This window comes from Kitasatospora sp. NPDC087861 (assembly GCF_044742585.1).
GTDB lineage: Bacteria > Actinomycetota > Actinomycetes > Streptomycetales > Streptomycetaceae > Kitasatospora.
Genome location: NZ_JBIUUS010000038.1, coordinates 12,753 through 36,170 on the forward strand (window position 1 = coordinate 12,753; position 23,418 = coordinate 36,170).

At 71.4% G+C, this 23,418-nt stretch carries 19 protein-coding genes and 1 pseudogene; 13 read left to right on the forward strand and 7 right to left on the reverse strand.

All coding sequences use genetic code 11. The annotated features are described in order from the left end of the window. The first annotated feature begins 372 nt into the window (after positions 1–372). The gene (locus tag ACIOJE_RS34370; RefSeq protein ID WP_400781641.1) at positions 373–699 is read left to right on the forward strand and encodes a hypothetical protein; all 327 of its coding nucleotides are present in this window, start codon (positions 373–375) and stop codon (positions 697–699) included. A gap of 353 nt (positions 700–1,052) precedes the next feature. Here the strand turns inward: ACIOJE_RS34370 and ACIOJE_RS34375 are convergent, their stop codons facing one another. From ACIOJE_RS34375 to ACIOJE_RS34385, 3 genes are all read right to left on the reverse strand, one after another. Continuing rightward, positions 1,053–2,786, reverse strand: a complete 1,734-nt coding sequence (locus ACIOJE_RS34375) for an Ig-like domain-containing protein (RefSeq protein WP_400781643.1) — start codon at positions 2,784–2,786, stop codon at positions 1,053–1,055. 352 nt (positions 2,787–3,138) lie between these two features. Further along, positions 3,139–3,420 (reverse strand): hypothetical protein, encoded by a 282-nt coding sequence (locus tag ACIOJE_RS34380; protein ID WP_400781646.1) that lies wholly within the window; start codon positions 3,418–3,420, stop codon positions 3,139–3,141. Between the two features lie 272 nt (positions 3,421–3,692). Continuing rightward, a complete protein-coding gene (locus ACIOJE_RS34385) occupies positions 3,693–5,291 on the reverse strand; it encodes an ISL3 family transposase (RefSeq protein ID WP_400781648.1) in 1,599 nt (532 codons plus the stop codon). A gap of 911 nt (positions 5,292–6,202) precedes the next feature. Here ACIOJE_RS34385 and ACIOJE_RS34390 point away from each other — a divergent pair. Continuing rightward, positions 6,203–6,457: a hypothetical protein gene (locus ACIOJE_RS34390; RefSeq protein WP_400781650.1), complete on the forward strand. Its 255-nt coding sequence runs from the start codon at positions 6,203–6,205 to the stop codon at positions 6,455–6,457. 106 nt (positions 6,458–6,563) lie between these two features. Next, a complete protein-coding gene (locus tag ACIOJE_RS34395; RefSeq protein ID WP_400781652.1) occupies positions 6,564–6,971 on the forward strand; it encodes a hypothetical protein in 408 nt (135 codons plus the stop codon). Positions 6,972–7,337: 366 nt separating this feature from the next. Here the strand turns inward: ACIOJE_RS34395 and ACIOJE_RS34400 are convergent, their stop codons facing one another. Further along, entirely contained in the window at positions 7,338–7,511 is a 174-nt protein-coding gene (locus ACIOJE_RS34400) for a DUF6368 family protein (protein WP_400781654.1), read from the reverse strand. A gap of 460 nt (positions 7,512–7,971) precedes the next feature. On the opposite strand from ACIOJE_RS34400, the gene ACIOJE_RS34405 reads away from it, so the two are divergent. The 7 genes from ACIOJE_RS34405 (at position 7,972) to ACIOJE_RS34435 (ending at position 19,555) form a co-directional block, all read left to right on the forward strand. Further along, positions 7,972–9,657: an acyclic terpene utilization AtuA family protein gene (locus ACIOJE_RS34405; protein WP_400781736.1), complete on the forward strand. Its 1,686-nt coding sequence runs from the start codon at positions 7,972–7,974 to the stop codon at positions 9,655–9,657. After that, entirely contained in the window at positions 9,654–11,252 is a 1,599-nt protein-coding gene (locus ACIOJE_RS34410; RefSeq protein WP_280685671.1) for an acyl-CoA carboxylase subunit beta, read from the forward strand. The genes ACIOJE_RS34405 and ACIOJE_RS34410 overlap by 4 nt, the downstream gene beginning before the upstream one ends. A gap of 23 nt (positions 11,253–11,275) precedes the next feature. Then, on the forward strand, positions 11,276–13,213 hold the full coding sequence (locus tag ACIOJE_RS34415) for an acetyl/propionyl/methylcrotonyl-CoA carboxylase subunit alpha (RefSeq protein ID WP_400781657.1): 1,938 nt from the start codon (positions 11,276–11,278) through the stop codon (positions 13,211–13,213). A gap of 15 nt (positions 13,214–13,228) precedes the next feature. Further along, on the forward strand, positions 13,229–14,401 hold the full coding sequence (locus ACIOJE_RS34420) for an acyl-CoA dehydrogenase family protein (protein ID WP_400781660.1): 1,173 nt from the start codon (positions 13,229–13,231) through the stop codon (positions 14,399–14,401). A 180-nt stretch (positions 14,402–14,581) separates the two neighbouring features. Continuing rightward, entirely contained in the window at positions 14,582–16,195 is a 1,614-nt protein-coding gene (locus ACIOJE_RS34425; RefSeq protein ID WP_400781662.1) for a 4-coumarate--CoA ligase family protein, read from the forward strand. A 125-nt stretch (positions 16,196–16,320) separates the two neighbouring features. After that, positions 16,321–16,941 carry a TetR/AcrR family transcriptional regulator gene (locus tag ACIOJE_RS34430; RefSeq protein WP_400781665.1) on the forward strand — a complete coding sequence of 207 codons (621 nt, stop codon included), beginning with the start codon at positions 16,321–16,323 and terminating at the stop codon, positions 16,939–16,941. Between the two features lie 148 nt (positions 16,942–17,089). Continuing rightward, positions 17,090–19,555 carry a SpoIIE family protein phosphatase gene (locus tag ACIOJE_RS34435; protein WP_280685676.1) on the forward strand — a complete coding sequence of 822 codons (2,466 nt, stop codon included), beginning with the start codon at positions 17,090–17,092 and terminating at the stop codon, positions 19,553–19,555. Positions 19,556–19,574: 19 nt separating this feature from the next. On the opposite strand, the pseudogene ACIOJE_RS34440 reads toward ACIOJE_RS34435, so the two are convergent. The 3 genes and pseudogenes from ACIOJE_RS34440 to ACIOJE_RS34450 form a co-directional block, all read right to left on the reverse strand. Further along, positions 19,575–20,240 (reverse strand): annotated as a pseudogene (locus ACIOJE_RS34440) (endonuclease/exonuclease/phosphatase family protein); the annotation flags it as partial. Positions 20,241–20,393: 153 nt separating this feature from the next. Next, positions 20,394–20,606 (reverse strand): DUF397 domain-containing protein, encoded by a 213-nt coding sequence (locus ACIOJE_RS34445; protein WP_400781669.1) that lies wholly within the window; start codon positions 20,604–20,606, stop codon positions 20,394–20,396. Next, positions 20,603–21,394 carry a Scr1 family TA system antitoxin-like transcriptional regulator gene (locus ACIOJE_RS34450; RefSeq protein WP_400781672.1) on the reverse strand — a complete coding sequence of 264 codons (792 nt, stop codon included), beginning with the start codon at positions 21,392–21,394 and terminating at the stop codon, positions 20,603–20,605. The genes ACIOJE_RS34445 and ACIOJE_RS34450 overlap by 4 nt, the downstream gene beginning before the upstream one ends. 162 nt (positions 21,395–21,556) lie before the next feature. Between ACIOJE_RS34450 and ACIOJE_RS34455 the strand changes: the two genes are divergently transcribed. From ACIOJE_RS34455 to ACIOJE_RS34465, 3 genes are all read left to right on the forward strand, one after another. Next, complete coding sequence (locus ACIOJE_RS34455) at positions 21,557–21,820, forward strand: hypothetical protein (protein ID WP_400781675.1); 264 nt, start codon at positions 21,557–21,559, stop codon at positions 21,818–21,820. A gap of 180 nt (positions 21,821–22,000) precedes the next feature. Beyond that, complete coding sequence (locus ACIOJE_RS34460; RefSeq protein ID WP_280685680.1) at positions 22,001–22,165, forward strand: hypothetical protein; 165 nt, start codon at positions 22,001–22,003, stop codon at positions 22,163–22,165. 779 nt (positions 22,166–22,944) lie between these two features. Further along, positions 22,945–23,319, forward strand: a complete 375-nt coding sequence (locus ACIOJE_RS34465) for a lytic transglycosylase domain-containing protein (protein WP_400781678.1) — start codon at positions 22,945–22,947, stop codon at positions 23,317–23,319. The last annotated feature ends 99 nt before the right edge of the window (positions 23,320–23,418 follow it).

A 23,418-nucleotide genomic window follows, 5' to 3' on the forward strand; every position in this document is an offset into this window, starting at 1 on the left:
TTGGAACCGGTTCCGATGCTGCATCGGCGACTGGGGGTCGACCTGGTCGAGCCGCTGGCCGACCGTTCGGTCGTGGTGGTGGCTCCGGGAGCGGTGGCATGAGGGCGGCGGGGGCGGTGCTGGACCTCTCGCCCGGGGCCGGGGTGGTGCTGGACGATGCTGAGTGGACGTGTCCTGTCTCAGCCGATCTGGTCCCCGTCTCACATGATCTGGTCCGATTCGCTCGTCGTCTCAGTGGACCTGGTCCGTCGTGTCCCGCCCAGCGAAGGTCGAGCAGGCTGACGGACAAGCGCTTGTCTCACCGAGACCTGACAGCACGGGTCACTGGACCAGCGGGCTGCTGGGCACCCGCAGAGCGCCATACTGCACGTCGTGGATCGCGAAGACCTGATTGCTGCCCTCGAACGGCATGAGACCGATGCCGCGAGCCAGGCTGCCCTGGCCTTGCGTGCCGGGGCTTCCTTCCGGGTGTGGTCCGAATCGACGTTGCCGGCCAGCCAGTTCCTCAGCGTCTGGACATGGCGGGCCCAATGCATGGCGGAGGACGGCGTCGTCACCTGCAAGGACTTCAAACGGGGATTGCCGGACCTTCGGCGCGCGGGCGACACCCCAGTCGCCTTGGGGCGAGTGGATGTCACCGAAGACTCGCACCTGGTCTTCCTGGCCACCGATCTGAGCTCGTGCGTTGCCGTACTGTAGCTCGGCGTGGAGAGCCCCAGGCCCAGTTGCCTGGCCGGGTGGACCAGATCAACTGAGACAACACCCGGGATCCCGGCTTTGGCTATGTACGCGGGTTGTGCCGTCGTTTCGACATGAGATTGGGAGTCGCGCGTCTGCTCGAATAGGTGCTGTTCGCGAGAATGGGAGTCACCTGCGCTTCAGTCGGCGGCGTGCGGCTCGTGGTCCTTCTTCTATAACTCCGGCCCTCGCCGTCTGCGAAGCAGCTGGAGCGGCGCCGAGCGACGCGAGGAGCCCGCGCCGGCTGCGTGGAGTGCGGCAGCGGGCGCGGGCACTACGGGCTTACCCAGGGGCGAAATGCCCGGCCGGGTGGGTTACAGGGTGCTGCACTGGCCCGTGCGGGCGCCGGTGACGGTGTTGGGGTGGCCGTCGTTGGTGGGGGGCGGGGTGTTGCCCCAGCAGGCCAGGGAGTCGCCGATGGTGTTGCCTTCGATCTCGGGGCGGTTGTCCTCGGGGAAGGGCCCGGTGCCGGTGTTGCCGGTGACCAGCAGGGATCCGCCGATGTGGTTGCCGATGGCCTCCAGGCCGCCGTTGTTGTTGCTCAGCTGGACCGATGACTGGATCTGGTTGGCGGCGCAGTGGTCGTCGCCGGGATCGCCGATGACGACGAACCTGCTGGCTCCGTCGACGGCGAGGGAGCCGGTGACGGTGGTGCCGCACACCCCGACCAGGGTGGAGCCGAAGGAGGCGACGCTGCCCTGGACGGTGGAGTTGCCGATGAACAGGGCGGTGCCCGCCCCGGCCGTGACGCTGCCGCGGACGGTGGCGTTGAGGATGCAGGTGCTCTCGCCGGTGGCGACGACGCTGGCCACGGAACCGGCGACGGTCCGGGTGCAGTTGACCGTCTGGGTGGCGCTTTCCGCGGCGGGGACCGCGTAAGTGGCGTCGCCGCTGTACTGGGCGGTCAGGGTGTGGCCGCCGGGCAGCAGGTTCGACCAGGTCAGCCGGGCTTGGGCGCAGTGGTCGCCTCCGCCGGGGGACAGCGGGGCGGTGCCGAGGGTGGCGCCGTCGTCGGTGAAGGTGACGGTGCCGGTCGGGGTCGCGGTGGAGCCGCTGGCAGGGCAGACGGTGTCGGTGAGCGTAACCGGGTGCCCGAAAAGCGACGGGTTCGGCGAGGTCGTGAGCATGGTCGTCACCGTGGCCCGGGTGTAGCTGATGGTGATACTCGCACCAGCGCTGGTCACCGTGGGGCCGGTGCCGCCCGGTGGAACCAGGGAGGAGCCGCCACCGCCACCGCCGGCGGCGGCCGTTCCGTTACGGGTGCCTCCGTTGCCGCCGCCGTAGAGACCGCCACCGCCTCCGCCGCCGACACTGGCGATAACGCTGTCAGTGCCGCTGCCGCCGGTGCCCAGGTGGCCCGGGTTGCCGCCGGGGGTTCCGCCGGTACCGCCCATGGTCTGGGTGCCCGGCCCACCGCCGGTGCTCGCGGTCCCGCACGTGCCGTTGCCTCCGGCTTCCCCGGCATTGCCACCCGGGGTGCCCCCCGGGTCGCAAAAGGCGAACGAGCCGCCTCCGCCGCCGCCGGCCGCCACGATGAGCCGCGAGTCGGTGGTGGTGAGGGGAGTGCTGCGGGGCTGGGTGCGCACATCGGAGGCACCGCCGCCGCCACCCCCGGTCTGGTGGCTGGAGCCGCCCCCGTTGAACCCGCCGGTACACCGCGTCGATCCGATGCAGCCGCCGCTGTTGGTGGGAGTGCCGCCGACCTCGACATACAACGTCTGGCCCACGCTCAATCCCGACAGTGTGCCGCTGACCTGGGCGCCCATCCCACCCGGGGTACCGCCGTCACCGGTGTCGTTGGGGGCACCGGCCGCGCCGATGGCGGACACCTGCACCGAGGACACCCCGCCGGGCACGGTGAAGGTCTGCTCGGCGCCGGTGAAAGCGAACGTACAGGTGGTGGTGTTACCCGAGGTCGTGCAGGTGCCCTGGGCATGAGCGGTCCCGGACAGCGCCACCGGGGCGATACCGGCGACACAGAGCATGCCGGCCGCAACGGCCAGCGCACGTCCACGGCGGCCCGCCCAACCGGCACGATACCCGCTCACGCCTGAGCCTGGCTGACCACCGGCAACCGACAGTGAGAAAGTCACGATCTACTCCCAGAAAGCGGAAAGGGGAATCAGGGGATTGTCTTCCGCCACCCTGGATCAGACAGCCCAGCCCCCGGCCGGCAACCGATCCGACACACCGCCGAATCACCCCGGCGGTCCCCCGCCCACCCGGCATGCGCGCAAGACCGGAGCGCGAACCCGACCTCCGTCGCCCAGGACGTCACCAGGCCGGGCCCGGCAGGCGGGCGGTGCTGTCGAAACTCGGTTCTGGCACAGATCTTGGGGAGCGGTCGCGGAGGGTGACAGGTTCGTTCGATTGCAGGGAGGGACACGACCCTGGAGACCGTCAGCGTTCACGCATTCTGGTCCACCACCAGCGCGTCGTCGCCCACTCGCTGTAGTTGGGCTCCGGCAAGGTGCGGCGCTCGAATTCCTCATCGATACGCGTGATCAATCGGCCCAAGTCCCGTTTGGCTCCGGGCGGAAGGTACAGCATCGCCCACTCCAGGTCATCACGGGCATCTCCCACCCCCGGCGAATCAAACGCGGAGGCGTCCAGGTAGCGTCCGGGCTGCTTAAGAGCCCACTCGAAACACGAGATTGCCTTGGCGACCGCGTTGGGCCACATCTCCTGGTCTTCGACCCGGCGGATCGCTGCACGAGTCCGCGCGGAGACACCGGGGACCCTCAGGACCGGATACTGCCATCGTGGCCGGCACCGCTCTGCGCGGACGACCTTGGGACGCCTACGCGGCATCGCCCTTTCGGATCAACATGAGGTCATCCTGCCACGGCTGGGTACCTGCATGCACTGGCTATATGCCGGCCGCGGCAGGGGTTCCTAGTATCCGGTTCTCGCGCAGCTCTTGGGGAACATCGCGAAGTGTTGCTGGAGAAGGATCATCTTGCGGAGCAGTTCGAAGCCGGCGCGGCCGTAGAGCTGCCGCTTGATCTTCTTGATGCGGTTGACGGCGCCTCGATGCTGCCGGAGCTCCAGTCGAGAGTGAGCCCTGCTGTCACGGCGTCGAGGTCTCGGAGCAGGTGGAGCGCGAAGCCGGTGAGGCCCGGTAGCTGGCTGGCGTCGACTGCGTCGATCCAGGTGGGGAGTGTGGAGCCGAGGCGGTCGGTGAGGATCTCGCCGAAGTCGCGGACGTGTCCGGCGACCTTGTCCAGTTCGGGGCAACGGGCCGGGACCTCCTTCAGGCCGGCCCGGTCCTCCTCGTTCAGGGTCGAGGGGTGTCGGGTGACCCAGCCGGTCACCTGCCGCACCGTCGGCGGCCGCGGCGGCGCGCCGGCCGGAGCCCCGCGGAGGGTGGCGATGTGGGAGCGGACCATCTGGTAGGTGACGGGCGCGTTGTCGGCAACGAGTTCACTGTGGAGGCGGGTGACGCTGGTGCATCCCGCGGCGAAGCGTCGCTCCAGGTAGGGCTTGTAGGGGTCCAGTCTGCTGGGCCGGGGGCGGTTCTCGCGGATGGTGTCCTGCCAGTGTGCGGCGTTCGCGTACCGGAGGACGGTGTTGAGGCCCCAGCCCAGGTGTCGGGCGATCGCCCGGCGTGAGTGGCCTTGGGCCAAGAGCTCGTGAACCAAGGCGTGTGCCGCCTTCTTTCGTTCGGCGCGTCGGCCGACGGGCTCCGAGTCGTCCTGCGGTCGACCGGAAACAAGTCCGGTGGCCTCCGGCAGCATGCCGCTGGGCGATGGGTTGCGCAGGCAGTCGCGGTGGGCGGCGACGCAGGTCTCCACGGCCCGGCCGAGGCCCTGCCACAGATGGAACCGGTCAGCGACCTGCAGAGCGTCAGGGGCACCGCGCCGGGCGCCTTCGGCGTAGGCGCCCGCCCGGTCCCGGCAGATGATCTCCACGCCTGGGTGACGGACCAGCCACGCAGCCAGCGGCCCGGCCTCACGTGTCGGGAGTACATCGACCACGCGATGGTCTTCGACGCTGGTCAAGACAGTGGAGTAGGTCTGGCCGCGACGGATCGCGAAATCGTCCACGCCCAGCACACGCGGTGTACTGAACGCGGGATCGGGCAATGCCATGACCCTGCGCAACAAGGTCATCCTTCCCGCGCCGAAGCCCAGCTGGGCTGCCAGCCGGGCGCCGGCCCGACCGGCGAGCGCGAGCCCCACGTGCTCCAGGGCATGGTTGAGCCGGGTGGTGAACCGTGCGTACGGGGCAGCCAGCCGCGAGAACCGCTCAGCAAACGTCCGACGCGGACAGTCCGCCGCCCCACAGATGAAACGCCGGACCACCAACCGGATCACGAAGCCCTGCTCAGCGAGCGGAAGATCCTTCAATCTGCGGCGATAGCGGTCGTGCACCCGGTCCGAGAAGCGGCCACAGTCCGGACACTCCGCCCCGGCACCCCGGCCCCGCGCCACCACCTCGACCGTACCGAACAAGGCGGTCACCGCCTCGACGTCCAAGTCGTCGATCCCGTCGAACACGAGCGAGTCCCAGAACGATGCGTTGGTCTGCATGACCAGCACGATCACCGCCACCGGCCGACCACGGCAGATACCACCAAGGAGTTGACGGAGCGTCATATCCGGCTGCCGGGCAGCCAGGCGTACGCGGTCTCACGCGACCCAGCCCCTCGCAATCGAACACCAAGGTGACGCTCCGCGACCGCTCCCCAAGATCTGTGCCAGAACCCGAAACTCGTGAACATTCCGCCGCGGTCTCGGAAGCCTTGTGCCTCCCGAATCGGTGTCGAAGTGCTGGCTAAACTCGTGGACGAAGCCACCGGCTTCCAGGACCAGACCACCTGAGATTTTCGGCACCTCGGCGTCTCAAAAGATCTGGTCGCCGCAGGTCACGGCCATGCCCACGGACCAGGTCCTTCGAGACGGGACGGGACGGTTGAGCGGCGTGAGCCGCACTTGGGCCGGGTCCAACTCGTCGCCGCCGACGGTGTCCGTCAGCGGGTGAGCTTCCGGTTCCTGATCAACCACCCGGGTTGCCGGCCGTCTTCGCGAACAGCGTCCGCCGGTGCCGACCGGGGGCGCCAGTCCAAGACCGTCGAGGACCTGATGGAGGGTCGGCTGGCACGCCGGGCGGCTTTGGGTAAGGGATCCGGGACGATGCCGACCATGACGCCGGGACTCGAACACGACCTCGGGGACCGGCCCGCGGCGACACCCCGTACCGCCGAAGCTTCACCGCCATCGACCGGGCAAGGTGACAACCAGATGGTTCCTACCCTCTGGGCGAGGGAGCCGATGCTCCGGCGACTCGTCCCGGAGGGCGGCTGGGCGACGAGGTGGCCGGACGGTCGGAACGCCATCGTTCCGACCGCCACCGGGGTCCCCGGGCCCTCGCCCGCGAGGCTGGCGTCTCCCGGGCCACCGCCTACCGCGCCCCCGACCTCGTCGCCAGGCTCCGCGACGACGTACGAACCTCCCCCCGCTCCGTGGAAGAGGACCTGCGCGACCGCATCCGGGACCTCAAGGAAGAGGTCGTCCGGGTACGCGCGGCCCGTACCGAAGAAGTCGCCGAACTCCGCACCCGCGTCAACACCCTCGCCCAGCAGGTCCAGGCCCTCACCCTCGACAACACCGCCCTGCGAGCCCGGGACCCGGGACCGGCCGCGGTCGGCCGCCTGCCGCGGCTCGCCCCCCGGCCGGCACCTTCAGCAACCCGTCCAGCACCGCCACCCAAGCCCTAATCCTCATCCCCGAGTTCCACCCCACGGTCGGAGTGTCGCCCAAGCACTGCCAACTACTGTTAGCTACAGTTCGATTGCTTTAAGTAATCACTGTTTGGGAGGGCCCATGAAGACCAAGAAGAGTCTGATCATCGGAGTCGTGGGCGTTGCGCTCGGTTTGACGGCGGGACTCGGCGGAGTGGCCCTGGCCGGCACTCCGGAGTCGACGGCGCGCACCCCCTACGCCCAAGCTGCCGCAGTCGTGAAGGCCGACGCCACAGTCGTGCGCGCGAAGGGCGTCGTGAGGGTCGACCGGGTGGACGCCGGACGCTACTGCGTCACCATCGCCGACAACATCAACTGGGCCCTCAGCGTCCCCCAGGCCACCCTCGGGCCCGGTGCCAAGTGGAACGGTGAGATCCGCGTCGCCTCCGGCACATCTGGGGTCTGCGGCAACGACCCGCACAAGCTGGGCGTCTACACCGGCGTGAGCGGCGCCTACGCCGACCAGCCGTTCAACGTGATCATCCCCTGACGACCCCACACGTTCCGGCGCGTCCCGGCTCCCGAAAAGGGGCCGGGACGCGCCGTCGGCTTGTCCCCCGTACGGACGCCCGGTATGCAGCACGACGGCACAGGCCCCGCCCGGTCATCCCAGTCCCCGCTCGGCGGGGCTGATCGATCCACGGTCCCACCCGTCCTTCCGAGGAATTGACAGGTGGGCAGCGCGAAGGACGGGACGCGGCTACGGTTGCCGGACGACGGCCAACCGCGACAACGTGAGACCGTCATCCCGTCGATGCCGCCTCGTGACCTCGTCCAGCAGGGCAGCCCAGTCGGCGGTGACCTTGACGGTCAACCGGGACTGGTGGGGCACCTGATCGGGTGATCGTCCGGGTGCCTACCGATCTTTCAGGCCCAGGGCGGAGCCATCTCGCACCCAGAAGTCCACGTTGCCGCCGGCCTTGGCCTCCACCGGCTCGCAGAAGGTCTCCAACCACGGGACCACATCGGCCAGGATGTCCGCGAACCCGCACGGTTCGAAGAGCCACAGTCCAACTGCCGGTCCCGACATGCCGCCCCCCCGAGCCAGGTGGCCCAGGTGCCACTGGGACCCGGTTCTACCAGGTCCCGGCGGCGGGCGTCTGATCATTTCGGGGCACAGTCAAATCTCGAGATCGATTCCAGCGCTGGACCGCTCCGGTTCCAACAACCGTGACCAAGTTCCAACTACCGTGTCACGGCTCAAGTAACTCGCCGTGACGAGAACGGCGAGCCGCGAACTATCGCTGACCATCGCCATCAATCGCTGACGGTCACAAACAGAGGGCGTCCGAGCCTCGGCCCGGTGGCGCTAAACAAGCAGGCATGATTGCTTTTTTCTCCGCCCGGTGCCACGCTGCTGCCCGACGGCGCTCGTGTGGGGGCGTCGCCAACTCACCGGCAGGGGAGGCGTCTTGGCGCGCGCGAGCTCGGTACTGCGGATCGGCAACGCCTCGGGCTTCTACGGGGACCGCTTCGCGGCGGTGCGGGAGATGCTCACCGGCGGGCCGTTGGACGTGCTCACCGGGGACTACCTGGCGGAGCTGACGATGCTCATCCTGGCCCGGGACCGGCTCAGGGACCCGTCGCTCGGGTACGCCCGGACGTTCCTGCGGCAGATGGAGGAGTGCCTCGGTCTGGCGCAGGAGCGCGGGGTGCGGATCGTGGTGAACGCGGGCGGGCTGAACCCGGCCCGACTCGCCGCCGAGCTGCGGAACCTGGCGCAGCGCCAGGGCCTCACGGTGGCCGTGGCCCACGTCGAGGGGGATGACCTGCTGCCGCGCGGCGCCGAACTCGACCTGCCCGAGGGGCTGTTGGCTGCCCATGCCTACCTCGGCGGCTTCGGTATCGCGGCCTGCCTGGACGCGGGCGCCGAGGTGGTGGTCACCGGGCGGGTCACCGACGCGGCGCTGGTGGCCGGGCCGGCGATCGCCCACTTCGGCTGGACGGCGGCGGACCTCGACGCCCTCGCCGGGGCGGTGGTCGCCGGGCACGTCCTGGAGTGCGGCGCCCAGGCGACCGGCGGGAACTACGCGTTCTTCCGCGAGCACGACGTCACCCGCCCCGGCTTCCCGATCGCCGAACTGCACGCCGACGGATCCAGCGTGATCACCAAGCACCCGGGCACCGGCGGCGCCGTCACCACCGGTACCGTCACCGCCCAACTCCTCTACGAGACGGGCGGAGCGCGGTACCTCGGCCCGGACGTCACTGCCCGGCTGGACTCGGTGCGGCTCACCGAGCAGGGCCCGGACCGGGTCCGGATCGACGGGGTGCGCGGCGAGGCGCCGCCGCCCACGCTGAAGGTGGGCCTGAACCGGCTCGGCGGCCACCGCAACGAGGTGGTGTTCGTCCTCACCGGCCTGGACATCGAGGCCAAGGCCGCCCTGGTGCAACGGCAGTTCGCTGACGCCCTGCCGCCCGCCGCCCGGCCCGCCGAACTGCGCTGGACGCTCGCCCGGACCGACCACCCGGATGCCGCCACCGAGGAGGCCGCCTCCGCGCTGCTCCGGCTGACCGCCCGCGACCCGGACCCGGCCAAGGTCGGTCGCGAACTGGGCAAGGCCGCCGTGGAGTTGGGCCTGGCCGGCTACCCGGGCTTCCACCTCACCGCCCCGCCCGGCCCCGGCGCGCCGTACGGGGTGTTCACCGCCGCGTACGTCGACGCCAAGGCCGTCGAGCACACCGCCGTCCTGCCGGACGGCCGCCGGATCGCCGTCCCGCCGGCGCCGGTGACCGCCCGACCCGCCCAGACCGAGGAGCCGGCAGCCGGGGAGCCGGACCTCCCCGGCGACCCCCCGGCCGGGCCGCTGCGCCGGGGAGGCTCCGGCGAACCCCCGGCCGGGCCGCTGCGCCGTGCCCCGCTCGGCCTGGTGGCCGGCGCCCGCAGCGGCGACAAGGGCGGCGACGCCAACCTCGGCGTCTGGGCCCGCTCCGAGGCCGGCTGGCGCTGGCTCGCGCACACCCTCACCGTCGACAAGCTGCGCGAACTCCTTCCCGAAACAGCCGAGTTGCCGATCACCCGGCACCTCCTCCCGAATCTGCGCGCGGTCAACTTCACCCTCACCGGCCTGCTCGGCGAGGGCGTCGCCGCCCAGCACCGCTTCGACCCGCAGGCCAAGGCCCTCGGGGAGTGGCTGCGCTCCCGCCACCTCGACATCCCGGAGACCCTGCTGTGACCGTGCTGCCCACCCGCGTCGACCCGGTCGGGCCCGAGTACGCCGAGTACCGGGCCGCGATGCTCGGCAAGCTCGCCGAGCTGGACGCCGAGCACGCCAAGGCCCTGGCCGGTGGCGGTCCGAAGTACGTGGACCGCCACCGCGCCCGCGGCAAGCTGCTGCCGCGCGAGCGGATCGAGCTGCTGGTCGACCCGGACTCGCCGTTCCTGGAGCTCTCCCCGCTGGCCGCCTGGGGCAGCGACTACCCGGTGGGCGCGGCGCTGGTCACCGGTATCGGGGTGATCGAGGGCGTGGAGTGCGTGATCACCGCCAACGACCCGACGGTGCGCGGCGGCGCCAGCAACCCGTGGACCCTGCGCAAGGCCCTGCGCGCCAACGAGATCGCGTTCGACAACCGCCTCCCGGTGGTGAACCTGGTGGAGTCCGGCGGCGCCGACCTGCCCAGCCAGAAGGAGATCTTCATCCCCGGCGGCGCGCTCTTCCGCGACCTCACCCGGCTCTCCGCCGCCGGAATCCCCACCGTGGCCGTGGTGTTCGGCAACTCCACGGCCGGCGGCGCCTACGTCCCCGGCATGTCGGACCACACCGTGCTGGTCAGGGAGCGGGCCAAGGTGTTCCTCGGCGGCCCGCCGCTGGTCAAGATGGCCACCGGCGAGGAGGCCGACGACGAGTCGCTGGGCGGCGCGGAGATGCACGCCCGCACCTCCGGCCTGGCCGACCACTTCGCGGCGGACGAGGCGGACGCGCTGCGCCTGGCCCGGCGGATCGTCGCCCGGCTGGACCACCGCAAGCCCGGCCCCGCTCCGGATCGGCTCGCCGAGCCGCCGAGGTACGCCGAGGAGGAGCTGCTGGGCATCGTCCCGGGTGACCTCAAGGTGCCCTTCGACCCGCGCGAGGTGATCGCCCGGATCGTCGACGGCTCCGACTTCGACGAGTTCAAGCCGCTCTACGGCGCCAGCCTGGCCACCGGCTGGGCCCGGCTGCACGGCTACCCGGTCGGCGTCCTGGCCAACGCGCAGGGCGTGCTGTTCAGCGCGGAGTCCCAGAAAGCCGCCCAGTTCATCCAGTTGGCGAACCAGCGGGACATCCCGCTGCTGTTCCTGCACAACACCACCGGCTACATGGTCGGCAAGGACTACGAACAGGGCGGCATCATCAAGCACGGCGCGATGATGATCAACGCCGTCGCGAACTCCCGGGTGCCGCACCTCTCCGTGCTGCTCGGCGCCTCCTACGGCGCCGGCCACTACGGCATGTGCGGGCGGGCGTACGAGCCGCGCTTCCTGTTCGCCTGGCCGAGCGCCAAGTCCGCGGTGATGGGCCCGCAGCAGCTCGCCGGGGTGCTCTCGATCGTCGCCCGCCAGTCGGCCGCCGCCAAGGGGCAGCCGTACGACGAGGACGCGGACGCGGCGATCCGCGCCATGGTCGAGCAGCAGATCGAGGCCGAGTCGCTGCCGGTCTTCCTGTCCGGGCGGCTGTACGACGACGGCGTGATCGACCCGCGCGACACCCGTACGGTGCTCGGCCTCTGCCTGTCCGCGATCCACAACGCGCCGGTCGAGGGCGCGCGCGGCTACGGCGTCTTCCGGATGTGAGCCAGAGCTGTGAGGGAAGAGACATGATCACCAACCTGCTGGTCGCCAACCGGGGCGAGATCGCCCGCCGGGTCTTCCGCACCTGCCGCGCGCTGGGCATCGCGACCACCGCCGTCCACTCCGATCCGGACGCCGACGCCCCGCACGTCCACGAGGCCGACGCGGCCGTCCGGCTGCCCGGCGCCGCGCCCGCCGACACCTACCTGCGCGCCGACCTGATCGTCCGCGCCGCGCTGGAGGCGGGGGCGGACGCCGTCCACCCCGGGTATGGATTCCTGTCCGAGAACGCCGAGTTCGCGCAGGCCGTGCTGGACGCCGGGCTGGTCTGGGTCGGCCCGCCGCCGGCCGCGATCGCCGCGATGGGTTCCAAGACGGCGGCCAAGCGGCTGATGGCCGAGGCCGGGGTGCCCGTCCTGGCCGCCCTCGCCGAGCCCGCCGAGGCCGACCTGCCGGTGCTGGTCAAGGCCGCGGCCGGCGGCGGGGGCCGCGGCATGCGCGTGGTGCGCACGCTGGCCGAGCTGCCCGCCGAACTGGCCGCGGCCCGCGCCGAGGCGGCGAAGGCCTTCGGCTCGGACGAGGTGTTCTGCGAGCGCTACCTGCCCACCGGGCGGCACGTCGAGGTCCAGCTGCTGGCGGACACGCACGGTACGGTCTGGGCGGTCGGCGACCGGGACTGCTCGTTGCAGCGGCGCCACCAGAAGGTGATCGAGGAGGCCCCGGCCCCCGGCCTGCCCGATGTGGTGCGCGCCGCCCTGCACGCGGCGGCCGTCAGCGCCGCCCGGGCGATCGGCTACACCGGCGCCGGCACCGCGGAGTTCATGCTCGCCGCGGACGGCCGCTTCTTCTTCCTGGAGATGAACACCCGCCTCCAGGTCGAGCACCCGGTCACCGAGGCGGTCACCGGACTGGACCTGGTGGCGCTCCAACTCGCCGTCGCCGAGGGGGAGCGGCTGCCCGGGCCGGTCCCGCCGCCGAGCACCGGCTGCGCGATCGAGGCCAGGCTGTACGCCGAGGATCCGGCCAAGGGCTGGCAGCCCGCCACCGGTACCCTGCACCGCCTCGAACTCACCGTGCTGCACCAGGAGTTCACCGGCCAGGGCGTCCGGCTGGACTCCGGTGTGGCGGCCGGTGGCGAGATCACCGCGCACTACGACGCGATGCTCGCCAAGGTGATCGCCTGGGCGCCGACCCGCGCCGCCGCCGCCCGCCGCCTGGCCGACGCGCTCGCCCGCGCCCGGATCCACGGCCCGGCCACCAACCGGGAGTCGCTGGTTCGCGCGCTGCGGCACCCGGCCTTCCTGGCCGAACACCTGCACACCGGCTTCCTGGCCGAGCACGCGGCCGACCTCACCGCCCCGGACCGCAAGGAGACCGCGCGCGCCGCCCTGGCCGCCGCCCTCGCCGACGCCGCCGCCCGCCGCACCGCGCCGCACGGCGCCCTGCCCTCCGGCTGGCGCAACCTGCCCTCCCAGTCGCAGTCCAAGCGCTACCGGGCCGACGACGGCACCGAGGTGGAGGTCCGCTACCGCCTCACCCGCGACGGCCTGCTGGCCGACGGCCACCCGGGGGCGGAACTCGTCGACGCCGCACCCGGGCAGGTCACGCTGCGCGAGGGCGCCGTGCGACGCGGCCACCGCGTCGCGCGCTACGGCGACCGGGTGTACGTCGACACCCCGGACGGCGGCATCGCGCTCACCGCCCTGCCGCGCTTCCCCGACCCCGCCACCCGGATCGACCCCGGCGCGCTGCTCGCCCCGATGCCCGGCACCGTCGTTCGCACCACCGCCGCCGTCGGCGACACCGTCACCGCCGGACAGCCGCTGCTCGTCCTGGAGGCGATGAAGATGGAGCACCGCGTCACCGCCCCCGCCGACGGCGTCCTGGTCGAACTGCGCGCCGTCCCCGGCCGACAGGTCGAACTCGGCACCCTGCTCGCCGTCGTGCAACCCGCCACAGCCTGACCCGGAAGGACCAGCATGTCCACCATCGGCAGTCAGCTCATAGAGACCCCCGAACGCCGGGCCCTGCGCCAGGCCGTCGGCGACCTCGGCCGCCGCTACGGCTCGGCCTACTACCTCGCCAAGGCCCGGGCCGGTGAGCCCGCCGACGAACTGTGGGCGGACGCCGGCAAGGCCGGCTACCTCGGGGTGAACCTGCCCGCCGAGTACGGCGGCGGAGGCGGCGGCATCACCGATCTGGCCATCGTGCTGGAGGAGTTGGGCACGGCCGGCTGCCCGTTGCTGCTGCTCATCGTCTCCCCGGCGATCTGCGGCACCGTGATCGCCCGCTACGGTACCGAGGAGCAGAAGCGGCGCTGGCTGCCCGGACTGGCCGATGGCAGCCGCAAGATGGCCTTCGGCATCACCGAACCGGACGCCGGCTCCAACACACACCGGATCTCCACCGTCGCCCGCCGCGACGGCGAGGACTGGCTGCTGACCGGCCGCAAGGTCTTCGTCTCCGGCATCGACCACTCCGACGCCGTGCTGTTCGTCGCCCGTACCGAGGACGCTCGCACCGGCCGGCTCAAGCCCTGCCTGTTCGTCGTCCCGCGCGACACCCCCGGCTTCGAGTACCGGGCGATCCCGATGGAACTCGTCGCCCCCGAGAAGCAGTTCCAGGTCTTCCTGGACGAGGTCCGGCTGCCCGCCGAGGCCCTGGTCGGCGACGAGAACGCCGGTCTGCTCCAACTGTTCGCCGGCCTCAACCCCGAGCGGGTCCTGACCGCGGCCTTCTCCCTGGGCCTGGCCCGCCAGGCGCTCGGCAAGGCCGTCGAGTACGCGAAGACCCGTACCGTCTGGTCCACCCCGATCGGCGCCCACCAGGGACTGGCCCACCCGCTGGCCCAGTGCGCGGTGGAGATCGAGCTGGCCCGGCTGATGACCCAGAAGGCCGGGCTGCTCTACGACGCGGGGGAGGACGTGGCCGCCGGGGAGGCCGCCAACATGGCCAAGTACGCGGCCGGCGAGGCCGCCGCCCGGACGGTCGACCAGGCGGTGCAGACCCTCGGTGGCAACGGCCTCACCCAGGAGTACGGGCTGGGCGCACTGCTGGCCGCCACCCGGGTCGGCCGGGTCGCCCCGGTCAGCCGCGAGATGGTGCTCAACTACGTCGCCCAGCACACCCTCGGCCTGCCGAAGTCGTACTGAGACCGGCCGAAGGTCCTGTCCCATCAGGGAGTGCCGGACGGGCTCCGGGTGGGTCACCAGAGGGATATCTCGGCGAACTTTGCAGTGCTGGACTTTACGGTCCGTATGCTCCTGTTCACGCCCTCGGTTGACCCGCCATCGGGTCCGTTCATGCGTCAACTACCTTTGTGGAGGCACAACTTGGTGTTCCGTAGCGAGTTTCCCGATGTCCCCGTGGTCGATCTGCCGATCCATGACGCGGTGCTCGGCGGCGCCGCGCGCCACGGCGACCGGCCGGCCCTGATCGACGGCGTCAGCGGGGAGTGCGTGAGCTACGCGCGGCTCGCCGCCGCCGTCGAGCGGGTCGCCGCCGGGCTGGCCGAGGCCGGGGTGCGCCACGGCGACGTACTGGCCCTGTTCAGCCCCAACACGATCGGCTACCCGATGGCGTTCTACGGCGCCACCCGGGCCGGCGCCACCGTGACCACGGTGTCCTCGCTGGCCACGCCCGCCGAACTGGCCGGCCAGCTCGGCGACAGCGGCGCCCGCTGGCTGGTGACCGTCTCCCCGTTCCTGCCGACCGCCCGCAAGGCCGCCGACCTGCTCGCCGAGCAGGGCTGCCCGCTGGCCGAGATCCTCGTCCTGGACGGCGCCGAGGGCCACCGCTCGCTCGCCGACCTGCTGGCCGCCACCGCCCCCGCCCCCGAGGTCGCCGTCGACCCCGGCGAGGACATCGCGGTGCTGCCCTACTCCAGCGGCACCACCGGCCTGCCCAAGGGCGTGATGCTCACCCACCGCTCGATCGCCACCAACCTCGCCCAGGTCGACTCCGTCTACCGGCCCGCCGAGGGCGAGCGGGTGCTCGCCGTCCTGCCGTTCTTCCACATCTACGGCCTGGCCGCGCTGCTCAACCAGCCGCTGCGCTGCGGCGCCACCGTGGTGGTGCTGCCCCGCTTCGACCTGGAGCAGTTCTGCCGCACCATCGAGGAGCAGCGGGTGCAGGCGCTGGTGGTCGCCCCGCCGATCGCGCTCGCCCTCGCCAAGCACCCGGCCGTGGAGCGCTTCGACCTCTCCTCCGTCGAGTACCTGCTGTGCGCCGCCGCCCCGCTGGACCCGGAGCTCGCCGCCGCCTGTGCCCGCCGCCTGGGTCTGCCGCACCTGCTCCAGGGCTACGGCATGACCGAGCTGTCCCCGGTCTCCCACGTGGTCTCCCCGCTGGAGCGCGACCCCTCGCCCGGGTCGGTGGGCCGGATGATCGCCTCGACCGAGCTGCGGGTCACCGCCCTGGACGGCGCCGGCGACGACCTCGGGCCCGGCGAGCGGGGCGAGCTGCTGATCCGCGGCCCGCAGGTGATGAAGGGCTACTTCGGCCGCCCCTCCGACACCGCCGCCATGATCGACGCCGACGGCTGGCTGCACACCGGCGACGTCGGCTTCGTCGACGACCGCGGCTACCTGTACATCGTCGACCGGGTGAAGGAGCTGATCAAGTACAAGGGCTACCAGGTGGCCCCCGCCGAACTGGAGGCCGTGCTGCTCGGCCATCCGCAGATCGCCGACGCCGCCGTGATCGGCGTCCCGGACGCCGACGGCACCGAGTGTCCCAAGGCGTTCGTGGTCCGGGTCCCGGGCAGCGGCCTGACCGCGGAGGAGGTCACCGCGTACGTGGCCGGGCAGGTGGCCCCGTACAAGAAGGTCCGCGCGGTCGAGTTCGTCGACGTCGTCCCCAAGTCCGCGGCCGGCAAGATCCTCCGCCGTGAGCTGCGCGCCCGCGAGGCCGAGCGCCACGCCGCCGCGTCCGAGGCCGCCCGCTGACCGGCCGGGGCCCCGGCGGGCGAAGACCGGCGCCCGTCTGTGAAGATCGACCCGCCGAGCAGGACGGGCCCACCGGGCAGGACCGGCCCGCCGAGCCCTCACCGGAACAGGAACCGCCGCCAGCCATGACCAGCCACCCCGCCGCCCGCACCCCCCAGCAGGACCGCAGCCGCGCGACCCGGGCCCGGCTGCTCGCGGCGGCCGTGGACTGCCTGGCCGAGCTCGGCTGGCACGGCTCCACCGTCACCGTGGTCGCCGAACGCGCCGGGGTCTCCCGTGGCGCCGCCCAGCACCACTTCCCGACCCGCGAGGACCTGTTCACCGCGGCCGTCGAGCACGTCACCGCCGAGCGGCTGGCAGCCGTCCGCGCCCACGCGGACGACCTGCCGGCCGCCGGCCCCGACCGCACCCGGGCCGTCGTGGACATGATCGTCCGCCTCTACACCGGCCCGCTGTTCCGCGCCGCGCTGCACCTGTGGACGGCCGCCGCCACCGAGGAGCCGCTGCGCGAGCGGATCATCGCCCTGGAAGGCCACGTCGGGCGCGAGGCCCACCGGGCCGCCGTCGAGTTCCTGGACGCCGACGAGACCCGGCCGGGCGTACGCGAATCCGTGCAGGCCACCCTCGACCTCGCCCGCGGGCTCGGCCTGGCCAACCTGCTCACCGACGACAGCGTCCGACGATCCGGGGTGATCCGGCAGTGGACCGGCGTTCTGGAGAGTACGCTGCGGCCGGTACGCCCATGACGCCCGTACAACCGGAGCGACCGGACGGCCCCTGACCAAGGGGTCGCCGGGCGGCCGATGTCCGTGCAGTCTGGAGAAGAACCCCGGCCGACACGGACCGCGAGTCCCACCCGGCCGGGCACGAGCCGAACCGGGGTGCTGCCTGATCATGCACGGACACGAGTGGGACGCGACCGACGCCGCCGGCACCGTACCTGGCGGCGCCCCCGTACGCCCCGATGGCCATCGGATCGTCCCGCTCGCGACGGCCCTGCTCCAGGACGACGGCCTGATCCTGCACTGGAGCGAGGACGCCGAGGCGCTGCTCGGATACTCCGCCGAGGAGGCCGTCGGCAGTTACGCCGCCCAACTGCTCACCGACGGCACCGACCGCCCCGAGGTGCTGGCCCTGTTCGCCGACATCATGGCCGGCACCGGCTGGTCCGGCGTCTTCCCGGTCCGCCACCGCGACGGCCACCGGGTCGAGCTGGAGTGCCGCACCTACCCGATCGCCGGACCCGCCGGCACCCTGCTGCTGCTCGCCACCGCCTCCGACACCCGTGCCCTGCACGCGATCGAGGCCGACCTCGCGGTCCTGGACGGCGTCTTCGGCCGCTCGCCGATCGGCATGGCCGTCTACGACACCGAGCTGCGCTTCGTCCGGCTCAACGAGGCGCTGGCCCGGATGAACGGCGTCACGGTCGCCGGCCACCTCGGCCGCCGGCTATCGGTGGTGCTGCCGGGCATCAACAGCGTCGAGATCGAGCAGATCATGAGACAGGTGCTCAAGACCGGCAAGCCCGTGGTGGACGCCCGCTCGCACGGCCGGGTACCCGGCGACCCGACACACGACCGCGCCTGGTCCGCCTCCTACTTCCGGCTGGAGGACTCCACCGGCCAGGTCTTCGGGGTCTGTTCGTCGATCATCGACGTCACCGAGCGCTTCCAGGCCGAGGCCCGCGCCGCCCGCGCCCAGGAGCGGCTCGCCACCATCGCCGAGGCCACCGCCCGGATCGGCACCACCCTCGACCTCCAGCGCACCGCCGAGGAGCTGATCGAGGCCGTCGTCCCCCGGTTCGCCGACTTCGCCACCGTGGACCTGCTGGAGCCGGTGCTGCGCGGGGCCGAGCCCACCGCGATCCCCGCCGACCGGACGATCACGCTGCGTGCCGTCGCCGTCGGCGAGTCCTACGAGTCGGGCCTCGCGCACGCCGTGGACACCGTCGGCGAGGCCTCCGAGTACGCCCCCGACCGCAGCTACACCCAGTGCCTGCGCAGCGGCCGTCCCCTGCTGCGCTCCCACGTGGACGCCGAGGTGCTGCGCGGCCTGGTCGCCAGCGAGGACCGGGTCGCCCCCGGGATAGCAGCCGGCATCCACTCGTACCTGATGGTGCCGCTCACCGCCCGGGGCATGGTGCTCGGCGGCTCCGAGTTCATCCGGATGCGCAACCCCGAGCCGTTCAGCGACGCCGATGTGGCGCTCGCCGAGGAACTCGTCGCCCGCACCGCCCTGGCCATCGACAACGCCCGGCTCTACCGGCGCGAGCGGGAGACCGCGCTCACCCTGCAGCGCAGCCTGCTGCCGCAGGAGATCCACCGCACCCTGGGCCTGGAGATCGCTTACCGCTACCTGCCCAGCAGCGTGGTCAGCGAGGTCGGCGGCGACTGGTTCGACGTGGTGCCGCTGTCCTGCGGCCGGGTCGCCCTGGTGGTCGGCGACGTGATGGGCCACGGCATCCGGGCCGCCGCCACGATGGGCCAGCTGCGCACCGTCGCCCGGACGCTCGCCACTCTCGACATGCCGCCCGAGCAGGTCCTCACCCGGCTGGACGAGACCGCGTCGGGTATCGGCGAGGGCCAGTTCGCCACCTGTATATGCGCGGTCTACGACCCGCTGGAGCGCACCGTCCAGATCGCCGCGGCCGGCCACCTGCCGCCGGTCTGGGTCGCCCCCGACGGCACCGCCAGCAGGATCGAGGTGCCGCCCGGCGTGCCGCTGGGCGTCGGTGGGGTGGCCTTCGAGTCGATCGAGTTCACCCTTCCCGAGGGCGGCATGGTCACCCTCTACACCGACGGGCTGGTCGAGCGGCGCGGCCGCGACCTCGACGAGGGCATCGACGTGCTGGCCCGCACCCTCTCCGGGCCCGGCCGGACGCTGGAGGAGAGCTGCGACGCCGTCCTCCGGGCGCTCGTCACCGACGGCACCGACGACGACATCGCGATGATCATGGCCAGGGTGCTGCCACTGCCCGCCGACCGGGTCGCCACCCTCCCGCTCACCGGCGGCGGCCGCCTGCCCGGCAAGGCCCGCCGCTTCACCCGCGCCACCCTGGACGCCTGGGGCCTGTCCGCCCTCGCCGACTACGCCGAGCTGCTGGTCAGCGAGCTGGTCACGAACGCCCTGCTGCACGCCGAGGCGCCGCGGCGGCTGCGGCTGTTCCGCGACCGGGTGCTCACCCTGGAGGTCGCCGACGCCGGCGGGCCGACCCCGCAGCTGCGCCCCTTCGCCGAACAGGACGAGGGCGGGCGCGGCATGTTCCTGGTCAGCGAGCTGGCCCAGCGCTGGGGCAGCCGGCTGACCAGGGACGGCAAGGTGGTCTGGGCCGAGCTGGAACTGCCCTTCGGGGCAGGCTAGGGCCTGTCCGTCGGGCGGGTCAGCGTGCGACGAGCGGGTAGTGGTCGGACAGGTCGGTGTAGGTGTAGCTCTTGCCCCAACTGCTCACCGTCGACGGCGCGCTGTGCGTGCGCAGGACCTGGTTGGCGTACTGCTGCGGGCGGGCGTGGTCGGCCCGGTAGAGCACGTAGTCCAGGTCCTCCTTGGGCTCGCCCGGGTAGCGGTAGGCGGCGATGGAGTTGTCGGCCGTGTCGAAGGAGTACGGCCAGCCGGTGCGGGCGGAGGCCGGGGCCAGGTTGGCGTTGTCGAGCAGGGCCTGGCACTCGGAGCCGTGCGAGTCGATGTTGAGGTCGCCGGCGAGCACGATCGGCTCGTTCGCCGGGATCCGCTTGGCGTCCAGGAAGTCGCGCATGGCGGTGAGCTGCCTGGCGCGGACGGCGGCCGGCTGGCCGCTGGAGCAGCCCGAGTCGGTGGACTGCAGGTGGGTGCCGACCACGTGGGTGCGCAGGCCGTTCACGTCCAGCACGGCGTAGACGAAGCCCTTGTTCGACCAGTAGTCCGAACCGCAGGCGTCCTTGAAGACGTACTGCTCCTTGCGCAGGATCGGCCACTTGCTGAGCAGGGTCACCCTGCCGTCCTCGGGGGTGGTCGAGCTGTAGCTGCCGGAGGTGGCGTCCCAGCCGCTGGTGGAGCGGCCGACCACCGGTCAGTGGATGGTGTACATCCAACGTCGTCGCCCGCACGGTGCACAAGACCACGGACGGGCATGCGGTGAACGCGGCTGAAACACTGTCACCGGCCGAAACACGCGAGCCCCACTACCCGCTGCGGGTAGTGGGGCTCGGACAGCGCGGGTGTGTCAGACCTCGCCGAACTCGCCGGCCCGGACGGCGGCGACGAACGACGACCAGGCGTCGGCGGGGAAGACGAGGGCAGGACCCTCGGGGTCCTTGGAGTCACGGACGGGAGTAAGGGCGGGGAAGTTGGTGGCGACCTCTACGCAGTCACCACCGTTGTCGGAGTACGAGGACTTGACCCAGGAAGCGCCGGACAGGTCTACGCGGTCGGTCATGATTGGAGTTCCTCTCGGGCCCTGCGGATCATCGCCTGGGATGCGGCCTGCGGCAGCGCTTCCACCAGCATCTGATCGTACTCTCTCTCCCATGCTGCAACCGTTGTGCGAGACCGCTCAAGATGGCCCTTCGCCGTCGATTCCGCGTACCCCACGACCGTATGGTCTGGCAGGTCCAACAGGACGATTGGCAGCTTGAACGCCAGGTTTTCGCCGATTCCGAACGGAGCGACCTGCAGCGTGACGTTCGGGCGTTGGGCCAGTTCCTCAAGGTGGTGGAGCTGTTCGGCCATGACCTGCGGACCGCCGACGGGGCGGAGGAGAATGCCCTCTTCGAGCACTGCGTGAAACATCGGGGGAGTCTTCCGGGTGAGGATCTCCTGACGTAGCGACAGATAGTCGGTGCGTTCGTCGGCCTCAGCGGCGGTGATCGTGCCGCGCCTGACGGCTGCCTGTGCCAGCGCCCTTGCGTAGGCAGGGGTTTGGAACAGTCCAGGGACGATGATCAGGCCGACCGTTCTCAGCCGCCGGCACCGGGCTTCGGCGTCGGCGAACTCGGCGAAGCCTTCAAGAAGCGCTGCGCGGCTGAATCGTCGCCACAACTCGTAGAACCGTTGGCCTGACTCGAACACCTCATCGGCCTTAACCGCCAACGACCGTGTTGGGGAACGCTTCCCGTTCTCGACATATGAGATGTGCGCGCCTGAATACCCCAGGCGCTTGGCAGTTGCGGCCTGCGACCAGCGCCTTGCCCGTCGTGACCTGCGAAGTTCCTGGCCAAAGCGCACCTGCGGTGATGCTTGGGCGTCAACCTCGGCTTCAGCCGTGATCCTTCGGCTCCTTCACGCGACATTGCTGTCAAAGGTAAGACCCTTCCGATCGTAGAGGCTGTCGCGCCACCATGGCTACACCAAGTGACAAGCCAAGAGCGAAGCGCTACGGAGACCCCCATGTCCGAAGACCCGAAATCCGTGCTGCCCGACCTCGTCCCCAACGAGGTGGTGCGGGACCTGAAACACCGTGACGCCGACGGCAGGCCGAGGGAGGGGGTCTTCATGGAAATCCTCTGCGGGGCGGCCTTTCTGAGGCCGCTCGGCGGGGGCCGTGAGTGGACGACCAGGCCCGACCAGCTGCGCCAGTGCGACCCCAGGGAGATCGCGCCGGGCACCGGGAGCAACTCGCAGCGCCGGCCGATGTTTCCGGAGCCGGTGTGACCTCGGGGGAGATGCTGCTCGCCGGGCTGCACGTCAGCTCGTTGGCGGCGGGGGGCTTTGCCGCCATGGCGCGGACGACGGGACCGAACGTGCCCGAGGTGGGGGACGAGTTGATCACCGTGATGCCGCCCCAAAGCTCGTACGAGCTCGGCCCAAGGGGCGCTGGACGCTGAGTTCGCGATGATGCCGGCCGCCAACGGCGGCGCCGAGGGATTCGTGCGAAGCGGCCACCGGGAGTTGCGGGCCGAACCGGACCGCCGTGGTCAACGGCTGCCGCGCCGCTGCCGGGACGGCTGGGAGGGCGACCTCGCCTCCGGCCTGTGGTCGAACCGCGGACCGGACTGACAAGCCCCCGCCGCCACAGTGAGTGCTCATTCCCCCTGCGGTGGCGGGATTCAACGCCTGTTCGTCATCGTGGTGGTGGCGAACGGGCGCCGGCGGGGCCCCTTCTTCCCCCCTGCCGGTTGGCTCCGAGGGCGCGTTGGTGCCAGACCCTCGTCGAGCCGCACCGCTCCCCGCCGGAATCGCCGCTCCGGCGGGGAGCGGCCACCTCGATCACCGGTCGGCGGAGTCCTTGTCTCCCCTGATCGGAACCCCTGCCCGGGGGCGGCGCCCCCTTGCGCGGTCGGCGGCGTGTGCGGTTCACACATCCGAGTGTGACGCGGGTCTCGGTCCAGGAAGATCGTCTGCACTCAGAGCAGCGGCAGCAGTTCGGTCAGTGACTCGCAAATCGGACAAACCATGACATAAACCGTGAGCCCGCTCACACCGAAAAAGGTCCACGACGGGCGATAGTGGTCGTTCCCGGCGCCGCCCGCCACTCTCGATCGCGACATCTGCGCAGCTCAGCGCATTGGCCGACCGCGTAGCCCGCCCTGCGAATCAACGTCATCACCCGGGACGTACGACGGCGGATCGTAACAAGGGGGTCTTGTCGGCGACCGATGCCACCTGGCAACAATTGCTGCATCAAGCCACACCGGCTCCTGTCCCGCCGGATGTGGCTCACTGCCAAGTCGCTCCTTGTGACCAATTCGGCCCCTGTCCGGCCATGGTCTGAACGGGGCGTGACCCGGCTCAACCCGATTGAGGTCTAGCCCTACATGCCCACTTTCAAGCTTCGTATGCGTACTTCCGCCGCTGTTCTGGCCGGCGCCGCCGGTCTGACCGCCCTGGGTGCGGCCGCGGTCCCCGCCGTCGCCTCGGCCGCGGACGCCTCCCCGCAGGCCATCGCCGCTCAGATCGTGCCGGCGGACCAGCTCGCCTCGTTCAGCCAGATCGTCTCCCACGAGTCGGGCTGGAGCGTGACCGCGACCAACCCGAGCTCGGGCTCCTACGGACTGGGCCAGGCGCTGCCGGCCTCCAAGATGGCCTCCGCGGGCGCGGACTGGAAGACCAGCCCGACCACCCAGATCAAGTGGGCACTGGACTACATGAACACCCGCTACGGCAGCCCGAACGCCGCCTGGGCCTTCTGGCAGACCCACCACTGGTACTAGGAGTCCAGCGGGACCTCGTCGTCCGGCCGGTTCCGAGGGCGGTTTCCCGGGGCCGTTGCACCACGTGGGCGGTTTGATCAGGCCGTGATGAAGTTCATG